This window comes from Acidovorax sp. (assembly GCF_046339755.1).
Lineage (GTDB): Bacteria > Pseudomonadota > Gammaproteobacteria > Burkholderiales > Burkholderiaceae_C > Acidovorax.
In genome coordinates, this window is record NZ_JBKDTZ010000186.1 from 1 (window position 1) to 15263 (window position 15263).

At 67.8% G+C, this 15263-nt stretch carries 16 protein-coding genes; 6 read left to right on the forward strand and 10 right to left on the reverse strand.

Annotated elements, in window-relative coordinates; all coding sequences use genetic code 11:
* Positions 1-64 precede the first annotated feature (64 nt).
* Positions 65-559: an EVE domain-containing protein gene (locus tag ACK59X_RS15215; RefSeq protein ID WP_409958391.1), complete on the forward strand. Its 495-nt coding sequence runs from the start codon at positions 65-67 to the stop codon at positions 557-559.
* Between the two features lie 374 nt (positions 560-933).
* Here the strand turns inward: ACK59X_RS15215 and ACK59X_RS15220 are convergent, their stop codons facing one another.
* Both ACK59X_RS15220 and ACK59X_RS15225 read right to left on the reverse strand, forming a co-directional pair.
* Positions 934-1557 carry an NUDIX domain-containing protein gene (locus ACK59X_RS15220; protein ID WP_409958393.1) on the reverse strand — a complete coding sequence of 208 codons (624 nt, stop codon included), beginning with the start codon at positions 1555-1557 and terminating at the stop codon, positions 934-936.
* Positions 1554-1964, reverse strand: coding sequence for a DUF4406 domain-containing protein (locus tag ACK59X_RS15225; RefSeq protein ID WP_409958395.1), 411 nt, complete (start codon positions 1962-1964; stop codon positions 1554-1556). The genes ACK59X_RS15220 and ACK59X_RS15225 overlap by 4 nt, the downstream gene beginning before the upstream one ends.
* A 69-nt stretch (positions 1965-2033) precedes the next feature.
* Here ACK59X_RS15225 and ACK59X_RS15230 point away from each other — a divergent pair, with 69 nt between their 5' ends.
* Positions 2034-2792, forward strand: a complete 759-nt coding sequence (locus ACK59X_RS15230) for a DeoR/GlpR family DNA-binding transcription regulator (protein WP_409958397.1) — start codon at positions 2034-2036, stop codon at positions 2790-2792.
* A gap of 71 nt (positions 2793-2863) precedes the next feature.
* On the opposite strand, the gene ACK59X_RS15235 is transcribed toward ACK59X_RS15230, so the two are convergent.
* Positions 2864-3043 carry a CsbD family protein gene (locus tag ACK59X_RS15235; protein ID WP_409958399.1) on the reverse strand — a complete coding sequence of 60 codons (180 nt, stop codon included), beginning with the start codon at positions 3041-3043 and terminating at the stop codon, positions 2864-2866.
* Positions 3044-3259: 216 nt separating this feature from the next.
* Entirely contained in the window at positions 3260-4162 is a 903-nt protein-coding gene (locus tag ACK59X_RS15240) for a LysR substrate-binding domain-containing protein (RefSeq protein ID WP_409958401.1), read from the reverse strand.
* Positions 4163-4320: 158 nt separating this feature from the next.
* Between ACK59X_RS15240 and ACK59X_RS15245 the strand changes: the two genes are divergently transcribed.
* Positions 4321-5292: a DMT family transporter gene (locus ACK59X_RS15245; RefSeq protein ID WP_409958403.1), complete on the forward strand. Its 972-nt coding sequence runs from the start codon at positions 4321-4323 to the stop codon at positions 5290-5292.
* 12 nt (positions 5293-5304) lie between these two features.
* Here the strand turns inward: ACK59X_RS15245 and ACK59X_RS15250 are convergent, their stop codons facing one another.
* Positions 5305-5820 (reverse strand): MarR family winged helix-turn-helix transcriptional regulator, encoded by a 516-nt coding sequence (locus ACK59X_RS15250; RefSeq protein ID WP_409958405.1) that lies wholly within the window; start codon positions 5818-5820, stop codon positions 5305-5307.
* Positions 5821-5913: 93 nt separating this feature from the next.
* Between ACK59X_RS15250 and ACK59X_RS15255 the strand changes: the two genes are divergently transcribed.
* The 3 genes from ACK59X_RS15255 to ACK59X_RS15265 all read left to right on the forward strand — a co-directional run bounded on the left by ACK59X_RS15255 (position 5914) and on the right by ACK59X_RS15265 (position 9009).
* Complete coding sequence (locus ACK59X_RS15255; RefSeq protein ID WP_409958407.1) at positions 5914-7032, forward strand: ABC transporter substrate-binding protein; 1119 nt, start codon at positions 5914-5916, stop codon at positions 7030-7032.
* 23 nt (positions 7033-7055) lie between these two features.
* Positions 7056-8042 (forward strand): Bug family tripartite tricarboxylate transporter substrate binding protein, encoded by a 987-nt coding sequence (locus tag ACK59X_RS15260; protein ID WP_409958409.1) that lies wholly within the window; start codon positions 7056-7058, stop codon positions 8040-8042.
* 187 nt (positions 8043-8229) lie between these two features.
* Positions 8230-9009 carry a hypothetical protein gene (locus ACK59X_RS15265; RefSeq protein ID WP_409958411.1) on the forward strand — a complete coding sequence of 260 codons (780 nt, stop codon included), beginning with the start codon at positions 8230-8232 and terminating at the stop codon, positions 9007-9009.
* Positions 9010-9023: 14 nt separating this feature from the next.
* Here the strand turns inward: ACK59X_RS15265 and ACK59X_RS15270 are convergent, their stop codons facing one another.
* The 5 genes from ACK59X_RS15270 to aceF all read right to left on the reverse strand — a co-directional run.
* On the reverse strand, positions 9024-9536 hold the full coding sequence (locus ACK59X_RS15270; RefSeq protein ID WP_409958413.1) for a DUF4274 domain-containing protein: 513 nt from the start codon (positions 9534-9536) through the stop codon (positions 9024-9026).
* Positions 9537-9552: 16 nt separating this feature from the next.
* Positions 9553-10752 (reverse strand): hypothetical protein, encoded by a 1200-nt coding sequence (locus ACK59X_RS15275; protein ID WP_409958416.1) that lies wholly within the window; start codon positions 10750-10752, stop codon positions 9553-9555.
* Positions 10753-10818: 66 nt separating this feature from the next.
* Entirely contained in the window at positions 10819-11739 is a 921-nt protein-coding gene (locus tag ACK59X_RS15280) for a DMP19 family protein (protein ID WP_409958418.1), read from the reverse strand.
* Between the two features lie 216 nt (positions 11740-11955).
* Positions 11956-13794, reverse strand: a complete 1839-nt coding sequence (gene lpdA, locus ACK59X_RS15285; protein ID WP_409958420.1) for a dihydrolipoyl dehydrogenase — start codon at positions 13792-13794, stop codon at positions 11956-11958.
* Between the two features lie 13 nt (positions 13795-13807).
* Positions 13808-15263: dihydrolipoyllysine-residue acetyltransferase (aceF, locus tag ACK59X_RS15290; RefSeq protein ID WP_409958422.1), on the reverse strand; the 1456-nt coding region annotated here is incomplete at its 5' end.

Here is a 15263-nt window from a genome sequence, read left to right on the forward strand (position 1 = left end):
CTTAGTAAAACGTGCGCGGCCTGTCCTGTATGCGCACCACCACACCTTTGCCAGAATGGCGGCCATGACTGCCTCTGCCACACCCCGCCCCGCGCGCTACTGGCTCATGAAATCCGAGCCCGAGGAATGCTCCATCGACGACGCCCTGGCCGCCCCCCAAGCCACCGTACCCTGGACCGGCGTGCGCAACTACCAGGCGCGCAATTTCATGCGCGACGGCATGCAGGTGGGCGACGGCGTGCTGTTCTACCACTCCAGCTGCGCCGAGCCCGGCATCGTCGGCATTGCGCGCGTGGCCTCGGGCACGCGGGCCGACCCCACGCAGTTCGACCCGGCCTCGCCCTACCACGACCCCAAGTCGCCGCCCGATGCGCCGCGCTGGCTGCTGCTCGATGTGCAGGCCCTGCGCAAGACGCGCTTGCTGGGCCTGCCCGAGTTGCGCCAGCACCCGGAGCTTGCGGATCTGCGTGTGCTGCAAAAGGGCAGCCGACTGTCCATCACGCCGGTTGACGAAGCGCATTGGGACCGGATCATGGCCCTGCTGGATTCCAAGGCCTGAGCGCTGCGCCCCCGGCAAGCCCGCAGCCGCCCTGCGTGGCGCGGCGGGCCTGGTGGTGCTCAACGGCGCGCGCAGCGATTGCGCCTGGCACAAGGACGCCGCCTCGCCCGTGCCCGGACTTATCCCCATGGCCCGCATGCCCGTGGCCTTTCGCAACGACGGGGTGCACAACAGCAACGACAGCTTCTTCTGGCGAGCCGCTGCGGCTGATCCGACCCTAAAAGGCAACGCTGAACAAGTCCCTTGCGCGCCGCGCGCCGCGCGCCCCGCTTGGGCGGTCTGCGGCGTTACAAGTGCTCGCCATAGCACGGGCTATGGCTGCGCTTTGCGCCTGGCAGCCCATCCCAGATCAGGACACGCGCCATCGCGAAGACTTATTCAGCGTGGCCTTCATTCGCCATCAAGGCCACGTGCTGGAGCAGCATGATGGTCTTGCCATCCTGGATGCGACCCGAGGCAATGCCCGCCAGCGCCTCGGCCAGGGGCATCTCGATGACCTCGATGTCCTCGCCCTCTTCCACCAGCCCGCCGCCCGCGCGCACACGGTCACCGGGCGCGTACTCGGCGATGAAGAAGTGCAGCTTCTCGGTCACCGAGCCCGGGCTCATCCAGGCCTCGAACAGCTTGCGCGGCGCGCGGATGCGGTAGCCTGTTTCCTCCTCGGCCTCGCGGCGGATGCAGGCCTCGGGATCATCGCCATCGAGCAGGCCGGCGCAGGCCTCGATCAACTGGCCGTCGGGTGAGCCGTTGAGGAAGGCCGGCAGGCGGAACTGGCGTGTCAGTACCACGGTGCGGCGCACAGGGTCCCACAGCAGCAGCACGGCGCCGTTGCCGCGGTCATAGGCTTCGCGGCTCAATCGCTGCCATTCGCCGTCGCGGCGGCGCAGTTCGAAGCTGATCTTGCGCAGGGTGTACCAGCTGTCGGACAGAACTTCGGCATCGAGCAGCCGGACGTTGTCTGCATCGCCTGGCAATGGCGCGGCTTCGGGGCGCTTCATGGCGCCACCGCTTCTTCGGCCGTGGCGCGCATGGGCAGTTCGTCGACGTGGTGATAGACCGGCAAACCCAGGGCCTGCGCCCGGGCGACGTCCCTGTCGGCACCGCGCGATGCGCCGGGCAGGCGCAGCACCGCGTCACAGCGGCTCAGTAGCCGTTCTGCCACCGGGTACTGGTAGGCATGGAACACGGCATCCCCGTGCGTGCGCCCACCGGCCGCGTGGATGATGGGCAGCGCCAGCCACTCGCCCAGCATGGGCAGGTGCCCGCGCTGGTAGATGGGCAGCGCGGCGGCCTCCAGCCGTGCGCGGTTGGCGGCAATGCGCTCGGGGTCGCCATCGGTGCCCGAGAGGTAGGGGCCGGCGATGAGAACGAGCAAGGGGCGGTCTTCCGCTGAGGGATGGGGCATGGAATTCTCCAAAGATGCATTCGTGCAGTATCATGCATTTTCATTGAATTTCATGCAACCGACCCGGCCATGCTCACCACGCAACGCAAGCAGTTCATCCTCCAGCGCCTGGCACAGCAAGGCCAAGTCGTGGCCAAGGGGCTCAGCGACGAATGGGGTGTCTCCGAGGACACGGTGCGGCGCGACCTGCGCGAGCTGGCGGCCGAGGGCAAGCTGCAGCGCGTGCACGGAGGCGCCTTGCCCGCCTCGGCCGCGGTGGGCGACCTGCAGGTACGCCAGGCGCTCGCGCCCGACGAGAAGCGCCTGCTGGGGCGCGCTGGGGCTGCGCTGGTGCGGCCCGGGCAGGTGGTCATCCTGGATGGCGGCACCACTTCGCTGCAGGTGGTGCAGCACCTGCCACCGGACCTGCGCGCCACGGTGGTGACCCACAGCCCGGTGGTGGCCACGGCATTGGCCGGGCATGCGCAGATCGAGGTGCTGACGCTGGGCGGGCGCCTGTACCGGCACTCCATGGTGAACGTGGGCGCCAGCGTGATCGAGGCTGCCGAGCGCCGGCGCGCCGATCTGTTTTTGATGGGTGTGACGGGCGTGCACGCCGAAGCCGGGCTCACGACCGGAGACTTCGAGGAGGCCGCCGTCAAGCGCGCACTGCACCAGCGCTCGGCCGAAACCGTGGTGCTGGCATCCGCCGACAAGCTCGGCGCAGCCTCGCCCTTCACCGTGGCACCAATCAAGGAACTGGCCACGCTGGTGGTGCCGGCCACTGCGCCCCAGCGCGCGCAGAAGGACTTGCGCGCCACTGGCGTGAACCTGGTCCTCGCCGAATAGGACAAACAGGAAAGCCCCGGGCATCGCTGCCTGCGGGGCTTTGGTGCGGCAAGCGGGCGAGCCCGCCAGCGTCACTTCACGGCGTCTTTGACCGCTTCCTTGGCGTCGCCATAGTTTTTCTGAATGCCGCCTTCAACCTGCTTGGCGGCACCCTTGGCCTGCTGCTCGGGGCTGTTGATCACCTCGCCGGCCTTTTGCTGAACCTTGCCAGCAGCTTGTTTGACGGCGCCCTTGACTTGATCGGTGTTCATATCGGTTCCTTTGGTTGGTGAAGCAGAGCAGGATTGCTTTGCATGGACTCAAGGTTACGCGGGCAGTTGACCACCGCACGCGGGCCAACACCGTGGAAAGCCGTCAGCCCCCGCCTACACCCGGAACCTGCCTCACGCCATGGCTACCGATGAGACAGCCGAAAGCCTCGCCCAAGACCATCCCGACGGCAGCGAGCCACCGGGGAACACGCTGCATCATGGATGCCTGGCACCGCTGCGCCGCAAATGTCCGACCAGGGCAGACGCGAAACCCGAGAGTTCGATCCCCTTGCGCACGCAGATCTGCAGGTCGCGCTGGGCCCAGGGCTCGTCCATCTCCACCACCACCACCGGCAGATCGCCCACACCCGCCAGCTTGACGGCGCTGCGCGGCACCAGGCCGATACCCACCCCGGCGCCCACCATGCGGCAGACGGCCTCGAAGCTGCGCACCTGGATGCGCACGTCCAGGTGCCGGCCCAGGGCCGCAGCCGCATTCATGGTGAAGGTGTGGATGGCAGAACCCGCGTGCAGCATCACGAAGGCATGCTCCAGCACCTCGGCGAAACCCACCTGGGCGCGGCCCGACAGGGCATGGCCGTTGGGCACGATCAACACCAGGCGGTCCTGCCGGTACGGGGCCAGCTCCACGCCAGCGCTGCTGCCACTGTCGGCCAGCACGCCGACCTCGATCTCGCCGCTGGCCACCGCCACCACGATCTCGGCGCTGGTGCGCTCCTCCAGCGTCACGCTGACCTGGGGGTACTGCTTGAGGAAGCCGGCCAGGTCGTCGGGCAGGAAGGTGTGCGTGGCATGCGTATTGGCCCACAGGCTCACATGGCCGCGGATGCCGGTGGCAAAGGGCGACAGGTTGGCGTGCATCTGCTCCAGGCTGGCCAGCACTTGGCGCGCATTGCGCAACAGCGCCTCGCCCGCCCGGGTGAGCTGCACACCGCGGGTCTGGCGTTCGAACAATGTGGTGTGGAGCGCATCCTCCAGCCGGCGCAGCCGGTGGCTGGCCGATGAGGGCGCCAGGCAGGCCCGGGCGGCGCCGCGCGTGAGGTTGCGCTCTTCGGCAATGGCGACGAACAGGCGCAGGTCGGTGAGGTCGTAGTTCATGCAGTTGGGCCCCATCGTTCGTCCATGGCGAAGGCATGCTTGCGGGAATAGCAATTGTGCCCTGCAGCATGCTAGGGCAACATCGCTCCCATTGATTCACCCCATATCGCATGCACACATACCGTTCGCGGAAGCTGCATGCTACTAACCCACGTCCCATGTCCTCCTGGAAACACTGGCCCGCTGAACGCATCGGCATCGTCCTGGCCGTTCTCGCCGCCCTGGGCTTTTCGTTCAAGGCCATCTTCGTCAAGCTGGCCTACGCCGTGCCCCAGGCCACGCCGGTCGATTCGGTCACCCTGCTGGCGCTGCGCATGGCGTTTTCGCTGCCGGTGTTCGCCTGGGTCGGCTGGCGCGCCAGCCGCAGCCTGGCGCCGCTGACCCGGCGCGACTGGGCGCTGGTCACCGCCCTGGGCCTGCTCGGCTACTACGGTGCGAGCATTCTCGACTTCATCGGGCTGCAGTACATCAGCGCCAGCCTGGAGCGGCTGATTTTGTTCATGTACCCCACGCTCACCATCGTGATCGGGGTGCTCTTCATGGGCAAGCGCGCCTCCAGGCGCGAAATCGGCTCGCTGCTGCTGTCTTACGCCGGCATCGGCCTGGCCTTTGCACACGACCTGCATGTGGCCGGCGATGCCCGGGCCGTGCTCATCGGCGCGGGCTTTGTTTTCGGCTCGGCCGTGTCGTATGCCTTCTACCAGGCGGGCAGCGAAACGGCCATCCGCACCCTGGGCGCGGCGCGCTTCACCGCCCTGGCCATGCTGGTGTCCACCGTGGCGACGCTGGCGCACTTCACAGTCACGCAACCGGTGGCGGCGCTGGCGCAACCCGCGCCGGTGTACCTGCATGCCCTGGGCATGGCGATCTTCTCCACCGTGCTGCCGGTGTTCATGACCTCCGCCGCCATCCGCCGCATCGGCGCCGCCCGCACCGCGCTGATCGGCAACCTCGGGCCCATGCTGACCATCTTCTTCGGCTGCTGGCTGCTGAACGAGCCGCTGTCCTGGTGGCAGATGGCCGGGGCCGGGCTGGTGCTGGCGGGGGTGCTGCTGATCAGCAAGCGCAGCAAGCCGGCAGAGCCCGCCGCTGTGGTACCTGCGGGGCTGGCGGCGGGCAAGGCGGGCTGACGCCCACCACCGCTATGCCATGCCGTCGTCGGGGCTGCGCCGTCCGCGCTGGCGGTCCGCCCCCACGTCCAGCACGATGGAGCCGTTCACCGCTTCGGCATGGCGCGTAAGGACCGACAGGATCTGGTCCAGCGCCTGGACCTGCCCCGCATCGAGCACCGACACCACGCCCCGGTTGATGTCCGCGATCTGCGGGAACAGCTCGTGGTGCAGTGCCACGCCTTCGCGGGTGGCGGCGATGAGGGCGAAGCGGCGGTCACCGTCCTGTACCTCGCGGCGCACCAGCCGCTTCCTGGCGAGCGCCGCGATGACGCGCGAGGCGCGCGCCGGATCGAGGTGCGCCAGCTCGCTCAGCCGCGAAGGCGATACCGGCCCGCCATCAACCACCAGGCACAGCAGCCGGAACTCGCGCCGCGTCACGCCATAGCGCCCTTCGCACAGGCGCACCACCGGCGCGCCGGCCAGTGCGTACAGCCGCTGCAGCCGGTAGTTCACGAAATCGTCCGGTACACGGGGATTGCGCAACATTCGGAATGTCTCCTCTTTTCTTCATTAGATGAACCATTGGCGCAGGCCTAAGAATTCTTCGCAAAGAGTTCCCTATGCCACTGGAGACAACCTGTGCTTTTGTTCGTTCGCGCCTTCATCTTATATGCGGCCCTGCAGGCAGCCGCCGCCCATGCCCAGATCGTCATCGCCCAGGTCTCGCCCACCAAGGGGCCATTGGCCGTCACGGCCGTGGGCAACTACGAGGGGGCCATGGCGTATTTCAACGCCGTGAATGCCAAGGGCGGCGTGAACGGACAGAAGATCCGCTTCGTGCACGAGGATGACCAGTACAAGCCCGAAGATACCGTGCGCCTGGTCGAGACCATCGCAGCGCGGGACAGACCGCTGGCCTTCATCAACCTGTTCGGCTCCGCCAACGTGCTGGCCCTGCAGTCCAGCAAGGTGCTCGAGCGCGTCAAGATCCCGGCCATCGGCGCCACACCGGGGGCCGAGGCCATGCGCAGCCCCGGCAGCCCCTGGATCTTCCATGTGGCCGCGGGCGACCGCGCGCAGATCCGCCATATCCTGCAGCACCTGTCCACGCTGGGCATCCGCAAGGTCTCGGTCGCCCACCAGGACAATCCCATGGGCAAGAGCGGCCTGGGCCACTTCAATGAAGCGGCTGCAGAACTTAAGCTCGACGTGGTCGGCCGTGTGCCGGTGCCGCCCGTGGGCGAGCAGCTCGCCGCCACGGCCCAGGCCTTGCAGGCGACGGGCGCGCAGGCCTATGTGATGGTGCTGGTGCGCAACAGCGGCGCCGCGCTGGTGCGCGATGTGCGCGCCGCCGCGGATCGCACGCCGATCTACGGCATGTCCTACGTGCCGGCCGAGGCCATCATGGAAAAGACGCCGCTGGAATCGGCCATCGGCGTGGGTGTGGCCCAGGTGCTGCCCAACGCCTCGGCCGACAAGACCCGGCTCACGCGGGACTTCCGGGCGGCGATGCGCACCTCCTACCCGAAATCCGAGCCGTCCAACCCCCACCTCACCGGCTATGTGGCCGCCCAGGTGGCGGTGGAGGCGATCCACCGCGCCGGCGCATCCCCCACGCCGGAGAAGGTCACGGCCGCACTGCGCCAGCTGCGCATGGACCTGGGCGGCCTGCCGCTGGATTTCACCAATGGCCAGAATATCGGCACGCAGTGGGTGGACATCGGTGTCGTGAACCGCCGCGGCCAGCTGATGTACTGAGTATCGACAAGGAGCAAGTTTTCATGGGCATTTTCACCAAGACGATCCGCAGCACCGGTGCCATCGGCCTCTTCGCACTGACAGCACTTTCGCCCTGCGCCGCACTCGCCCAGGCCTGGCCCGCCGGCCCCGTGCGCCTTTTCGTGGGCTCGCCACCCGGCGCCCCGTCGGACATCACGGCACGGCTGTTCGCCGACCAGTTGGGCAAACTGGTCAAGCAGCCCGTGGTCGTTGACAACCGCCCCGGCGCCGGCAACAACCTGGCCGCCATGGCAGCTGCCAAGGCCGAACCCGACGGCGCCACGCTGGTCCTGAGCCCGGACACCGTGCTCACGGTCAACCCGCACATCTACAAGAACCGTGATTTCGATCCCAAGACCGACCTGGTGAACGTCTCCATCATCGGCAGCTTCTCGCAGATGCTGGTGTGCCACCCTTCGGTGGGCGTGAAGACCGTGGGCGAGCTGGTCGCCAAGAGCAAGACCGAGCGCATCATGTATGGCTCCGGCGGCCCGGGCGTGCCGGGCCACCTGGCGACCGAGATGTTCCTGGATGCGGCCAAGACGCGCATGGAGCACATTCCCTACCGTGGCCCCGCACCCGCCACACAGGCCGTGCTGGCCGGCGAGGTGCAGTGCGGCTTTCTGGCCACGCCCACCGTGCTGCCGCATGTGCGCGCCGGCAAGCTCACCGCACTGGCCATCTCCTCGGCCACACCGTCGCCGCTGGCGCCCGAGGTACCCACGCTGGCCCAGGCGCTGCAGCAGCCCGGCCTGGACGTGAGCTTCCGCCTGGTGCTGCAGGCGCCCAAGGCCACGCCGCCCGCCGTGATCGCCGAACTGGCCAAGCGGGCGCAGGAGGTGATGAAGCTGCCGGACGTGCGCAGCAAGCTGCAGAACAGCGACGTGACGGCCCTGGGCACCACCAGCGCGCAGGCGCAGGCCACGCTGAACCAGGAGATGGTGCGCTGGGAGCCTGTGGTGAAGCGGTTGGGGTTGACGGCGGATTGAGAAGCGGGTGCAGCAGTTGCCCCACTATTGTTAACTCCGGCACAATGGCCTACAGAACCCGCTATCGGCTTACGCAAAGCGGTTGCGCCCCGGATTGCAAATCCGGTTAGGCGAGTAAGGCCCCGGCCTACATGGTGGCTGCAGCGCCGCGCCTAGGATGGGTGTCCCCATCCCGCCCAGGCCCCGCATGCGCAATCTGCTCGACTTCACCTCCTGGTCCACCCTGGCTACCACGCTCATGGGCCTGCTGGTGGCCACCCTGGTCATGGTGGGCACGCGGCTGGTCTTCATGCAGACCATCCAGAAGCGCCGCGAGCGCGAGAACCGGCAGATCAACGAACGCCTCAAGACCCTGATCGCTGCCTACAAGACGCTGGGCGGCTCTTTCACGGGGCAATTGCAGGTGCACCCCACGCACATGCGCGACCTGCGGCGCCAGCAGGTGCATGACAGCGCCGTCCAGATGGCCATGGAGGACGGGCCGCTGGAAGCCGATGCGCCCTCTGCCCTGCCCTCCCCGGCACTGACCAGCACCGAACGCCAGCGCCGCATGCGCGATGCGGTGGAAGCCGCACTGTCCGACGTGATCCTGCTCGGCACCGAGGAGCAGGTGGAACTGGCCGCCAAGGCCGCGCAGGACATGGTGGCCGGACGCAGCATCGAGACGGCGCAGTTGGTGGTGTCGCTGCGCCACTTCATCCGCTCGGCGCTGGACCTGGAGCCCATTCCAGCTTCCGTGGCCATCCCCAACCAGGGGCCGCTGCGCCCGGCCGGCAGCAGTGGCGGAGGTGCAGCCGGCAAGCGGGCGGCCGGAGCGGCTGTCAACGCCGGGGCTGCTGGTGGACGCGGGAGTGGCGGCGGCGGTGGCAGCGCTGGCGGCGCGGGCATGGGTGGCGTGGCCATGGGCGCGGGGCTGGGCTCGCACGGCACGGACACCGAGGTATCCGACGGTACGGTGGTCCGCTGACCCGTGGGAGAAGCTCAGCCCTCGCCGTCCTCGAGCAGCGCGTAGATCGCCACCGCCACATCCATGGGCAACCCGTCGTCGAAACCGTCTGGGTCCAGATCGACCAACTCGCTGCCGTTGACTGGCTCCAGCATGAGGGCAGGCACGGGCCGCACCACCGGCACATTGGGGTAGTCGTCGGGACGGCCACCTTCTGAGGTGTGAGGATCGAACCAGATATTGCCGTTGCGGTAGAAGCCCGCCGCATAGCGCTCCTCGATGAGGCGCAGCAGGGTGAAGGTGTCAGGGCTCAGAGCCTGCTCTGCCGAGGTGAACTGCACATGCCAGGCGGCGCCCAGGTACCAGTAGATCAGCAGCGCCGTGCCCCGGTCCAGGGTGGGCTGGTCCACCAGCCATTGGAGCGACGGGAGGTTGTCGCCGTAGTTGGAGCGCGCGGCAAAGACGTGCCAGGCAGCGGGAGAGGCGTCGGCCAGGTAGGCCTGCACCAATGCCCGGATGCGGGCTTCGATGTCGTTTTCAGAGTTCATGTCTTAGAGGACAAGGTCAAGCGCCCAAGGCAGGCGGCCGCCCGACCAGGCTTTGGAAGATGCCCTCGAACAAGGCATTGCCGTCGTTGCCGCTCACAGGCTTCCACTGCACATGCTGGGTCACGCGCTGGCGGTGGCGCAGGGTCTCGACCCAGATGTCGCGCAGCGGCGTCCGGCAGTGCAGCGCCAGCACCAGCAGCGCCATCTGCTCCTGCAGGCAGAACGCACTGTGCACCCCGCTCTCGCCGTCCTTGAGCACGCGGGTCAGCTGGTCGACCGAGAGCAGCAGCTTGCCCAGGGCCGCCATGTCCTTGGGCGCATCTTGCCAGAGGATGGCGCGCTCGGCGGCCCAGAAGGCCAGGGCGCGGGCGTAATCATCGAGGTCCTGCGCGCTGCGCAGCTCGTTCTGGCCCAGGCGCGGATTGCGGTGCCAGGGGATCTGCTGGAAGTCGCTGAGCGTGCGTTCGTGGTCGGGGATGAAGGACTTGACGCGGCTGCGCAGCTCGCGCCCGCCGATCTCGTCCAGTCGCGCCAGCCAGGCCTCACGCACGCTGGGCAACCACCAGCCCACGGAGCAGTGGATGTACTGCCGGTCCTGCTCGGGCTGCACGTGCAGGGAAAAAGCCTGCACCGTGGGCCCGTAGCTGCGCTGCACGAAGCGCGCGCGGGAGTTCACCGGATGCGGATGGACCTCGAAGCCCAGGGGCGCTAGGCGCTCCATCAGCGCGCCGCAGAGCACATCCAGGCTGTGCGGCACCCGTGCCGGGGCAAAGCTGCCCGGCGTTGCCTGCACCCTGGGAGGCTCCGCGCGCAGGGCCCGTTCGGCAAAGGGCTCGGCCGTGCCGTTGGCGTAGACCACCTGGCGGTCCAGCCGGTACAGCGCTGCGCTCTGCGGCTCGAACAATTGCAGCCCGGCATCAGCCGCCACATGGCCCAGGGTGGACAGGACGGTGGCATTCAGCGCCTCTATATCGACACCCAGATTGAGGGGCCAGTGGTCCAGCGGGCCGAACGGCAGGCCCTCGGTCCAGATCAGGGGCTGGTCCACACCGTTGGCACCGGCTGCGAGCGGGTAGTAGCACTGCACCTCGCGCAGGAACTGCTCGAGCATGGCCACGACCCGGGGCGTGGCCGCCTGGTCGCGCTTGCACGCAGCCAGGGCGGTGGGCACGTCGGTGGCCGTGATGCGGTCGAAGATCTGGACGATGGTGCTCATGACAGCGGCAGGCGCCCGAAGATGTAACAGGGATCAGCGGATTGTGCGCAATGGCGCGCCGCGCGGCTACCGGAAAACCTCGTGGGAACGCGCTTCGATGCACTCGCACAACGGCTTGTAGAAGGCTGCGTTGTAGCCGCGCACCCCGATGTCCCGGTGGATCAGGGCGTAGTAGCGGGTTTCCAGTTCGTCCCAGAGGTCTTCGGTGCCCTTGAAGATGGCCGAGGCATGTTCGAGGCCGTTGCTCGCAGCCTGCAGGCGGGGGCTGGCAGATGCATCGTCTGGCGTCAACGCTTCGAGGATGGCGACGCGCTCGTCCCGGTCCTTGGGGATGCGCTGGCCGGGGAAGACGGCATAGGCATCGCGCAGGATGTCGGCGAATTGCACCAAGCCCAGCAATTCGAAGCCGGCAAGCGCCTCGTGCGCCAGTTCGCCGTAGCTGTTGTAGAAGAACTGCGAGAAGCCGCCATTGCAGATCTGGCCGTCGGCATTGGCGATGGCCCACAGGGCCATCTGTGCCGGCGCCATGCGCGCGCGCAGTTCGGCTGCGCGCTCGGGCTTGTCCCACACCCAGACCTCGGCGATGCGGCACACCGCATATTCGAAATAGCTGCTCCAGTCGAAGTCCAGGTCCTTGGCCAGCACGCTCAGAGGGCCAGGGTTCACGGGCCGAAGGTCGGGCAAATGCGCCTGGCCACCATCGGCGGTGGTGCCGGCATGCAGGGGCACCCCTGCCGCACAAGCGAGTTGCCACCCCTTGCCCAGCCAATCCCATTCCTGCCCGTTGGCATGCATGGCGGCCTCGAAGGCGTTGCGGCATTTTTTGGTGCGCAGCGCTTTCCAGGCCGCGCCTGGGCTGTCTGCCGCCACACCGGGAGCAGGCTGCAGCTCGGCGGTATGCACGCCGTTGCCCTGCACACCCATGCGCAACTGGGCGCAGGGCTGGTGGCCGGTGGCGGGACGGATGAAATGCTGCAGGTAGGCCATGGATTGCAGTGGAGAGGATCTTGAGGATGCCAGGCAGATCGCCGCATGGGGCCCCATCCGTCTGGCGACGAAGCCCCGCATCCTAAAACCCGGGCGCGGCTGCCCGGCCCGAGCGCCCTGCCCGTCTGCCAACTTGTTCACGGATCCGCGGCCAACGAAAAAAGCCGCAGGGTCCTGTGACCCTGCGGCTTTATCGTATTGTCAAGCAGTCGGGGATTACTTCTTCTGCGGCGGCACATCCGTGCAGCTGCCGTGCGCAATCTCTGCCGCCATGCCGATGCTCTCGCCCAGCGTGGGGTGCGGGTGGATGGTCTTGCCGATATCCACCGCGTCCGCGCCCATCTCGATGGCCAGCGCGATCTCGCCGATCATGTCGCCGGCATGCGTGCCCACGATGCCGCCGCCCAGGATCTTGCCGTGGCCATGGGCCTCGGGGCTGTCGTCGAACAGGAGCTTGGTGTAGCCCTCGTCGCGGCCGTTGGCAATCGCCCGGCCCGATGCCGTCCAGGGGAACAGGCCCTTCCTGACCTTGATGCCCTGGGCCTTGGCCTGGTCTTCGGTGAGGCCCACCCAGGCCACTTCAGGGTCGGTGTACGCCACCGAGGGGATCACGCGGGCGTTGAAGGCGGCGCTGGCCAGTTCCTTGTTGCCCTGGATCTCGCCGGCGATGACTTCGGCCGCCACATGCGCTTCGTGCACCGCCTTGTGCGCCAGCATGGGCTGGCCCACGATGTCGCCGATGGCGAAGATGTGCGGCACGTTGGTGCGCATCTGGATGTCGACGTTGATGAACCCGCGGTCGGTGACGGCAACGCCGGCCTTCTCGGCGGCGATCTTCTTGCCGTTGGGGGTGCGGCCGACTGCCTGCAGCACCAGGTCATAGACCTGGGGAGCCGGTGCGGTGCCGCCCTCTTCCGCCGCGGCGAACGTCACCTCGATGCCCTCGGGCGTGGCCTTGGCCCCCACCGTCTTGGTCTTGAGCATGATGTTGTCGAAGCGCTTGGCGTTCATCTTCTGCCAGACCTTGACGAGGTCGCGGTCGGCGCCCTGCATCAGGCCGTCCATCATTTCCACCACGTCCAGGCGCGCGCCCAGGGTGCTGTAGACGGTGCCCATTTCCAGGCCGATGATGCCGCCGCCCAGGATGAGCATGCGCTTGGGCACCTGCTTCAGTTCCAGCGCGCCGGTGGAGTCCACCACGCGCGGGTCGTCGGGCATGAAGGGCAGGCGCACGGCCTGGCTGCCGGCGGCGATGATGGCGTTCTTGAAGGCGATGACCTTCTTGCTGCCGGTCTTCTCCTGGCCGGTGGCGCCGCCGGTTTCCTCCACTTCGATGTGGTGGGCTCCGATGAACTGGCCGACACCGCGCACCGTGGTGACCTTGCGCATCTTGGCCATGGCAGCCAGGCCGCCGGTGAGCTTGCCGATGACCTTTTCCTTGTGGCCGCGCAGCTTGTCGATGTCCAGCGTCGGCTCGCCAAAGCTCACGCCCAGGTCGGCCATGTGGCTGACTTCGTCCATCACGGCCGCCACGTGCAGCAGCGCCTGGGAGGGGATGCAGCCCACGTTCAGGCACACACCGCCCAGGGTGGCGTAGCGCTCGACCAGCACGACCTTGAGGCCCAGGTCGGCGGCGCGGAAGGCGGCGCTGTAGCCGCCCGGGCCGGCGCCGAGCACCAGCACGTCGCATTCGATGTCGGCGCTGCCGCCAAAGCTGGCTGCCTGGGGCGCGGGTGCAGCCGGGGTAGGCGCTGCAGCCGGAGCTGGTGCTGCGGCGGGCGCAGCTGCAGCCGGTGCGGGAGCCGCGGCACCCGCATCCGCTGCCTCCAGCGTCAGCACCACGGCGCCTTGGGTGACCTTGTCGCCGATCTTGACCTTGAGCTCCTTGACCACGCCAGCGTGGCTCGAAGGAATTTCCATGGACGCCTTGTCGGACTCCACGGTGATCAGGCTCTGCTCGGCCTTGATGGTGTCGCCGGGCTTGACCAGCACTTCGATGACGCCGACTTCGTCGAAGTCGCCGATGTCGGGAACCTTGATATCGATGATTGCCATACCAGGGTCTCCTTTACAGCAGGATGCGGCGGTAGTCCGCCAGCACCTGGCCCAGATAGGCATTGAAGCGTGCGGCCGAGGCGCCGTCGATGACGCGGTGGTCGTACGACAGCGAAAGCGGCAGCGTGAGGCGGGGCACGAACTGCTTGCCATCCCACACCGGTTTCATCGCGCTCTTGGACAGGCCCAGGATGGCCACTTCCGGCGCATTGATGATGGGCGTGAAGTGCGTGCCGCCAATGCCGCCCAGCGAGCTGATGGACATGCAGCCACCCTGCATGTCGGCCGCGCCGAGCTTGCCGTCGCGGGCCTTCTTGGCCAGCTCACCCATTTCATTGCTGATCTGGATGATGCCCTTCTTGTCGGCGTCCTTGAGCACGGGAACCACCAGGCCGTTGGGCGTGTCGGCCGCAAAGCCGATGTGGTAGTACTGCTTGTAGACCAGGGTGTCGCCGTCCAGGCTGGTGTTGAACTCGGGGAACTTCTTGAGCGCTGCCACCACGGCCTTGATCACGAAGGCCAGCATGGTGACCTTGACGCCGCTCTTCTCGTTCTCCTTGTTGGTGGAGACGCGGAAGGCTTCGAGCTCGGTGATGTCGGCCTCGTCGTTGTTGGTAACGTGGGGGATCATCACCCAGTTGCGGTGCAGGTTGGCGCCGCTAATCTTCTTGATGCGCGACAGGTCCTTGCGCTCCACCGTACCGAACTTGGTGAAGTCGACCTTGGGCCAGGGCAGCAGGTCCAGGCCTGCGCCGGAACCACTGGCGCCGCCGGCAGGTGCCTTGGCGGCCTGGGCCTTGGTCTGGGTGGCGCCGCTCATGACCTGCTTGGTGAAGGCCTGCACGTCGTCCTGGCTGATGCGGCCCTTGGGGCCGGTGCCCTTGACTTCTTCCAGCGGCACGCCGAGTTCGCGGGCGAACTTGCGCACGGAGGGGGATGCGTGGGGCAGGCCTGCGGTGGGCGTGCCGGGCTGGTGGGCAGGCACGGCCACAGCGGCGGCGGCGGGCGCTGGCTCTGCCGCGGCTTGCGCGGGTTGCGCCGCAGGAGCTGGAGCCGAGGCGGCAGGTGCCGGAGCTGCTGCAGGTGCAGGTGCCGGGGCTGCGCTGCCGGCGGCGCCTTCGAGGATCGCCACCAGGTCACCGATGTTCACGGTGTCGGCGATCTTGACCTTGAGTTCCTTGACCACGCCAGCGGCGGGCGACGGGATCTCCATGGAGGCCTTGTCGGATTCGACGGTGAACAGGGATTGTTCGACCTTGATGGTGTCGCCGACCTTGACCAGCATTTCGATGACGGCCACGTCCTTGAAGTCGCCGATGTCGGGCACGCGCACTTCCACGGGGCCGGCTGCGGCGGCGGGGGCCGCTGCTGCTGCAGGTGCCGGCGCAGGGGCCGCGGCCTGGGGGGCCGCTGCCGCGGGTGCGGCTGCTGCCGGGGCGGGCGCACCGGCTTCGGCGGCTTCCACCACC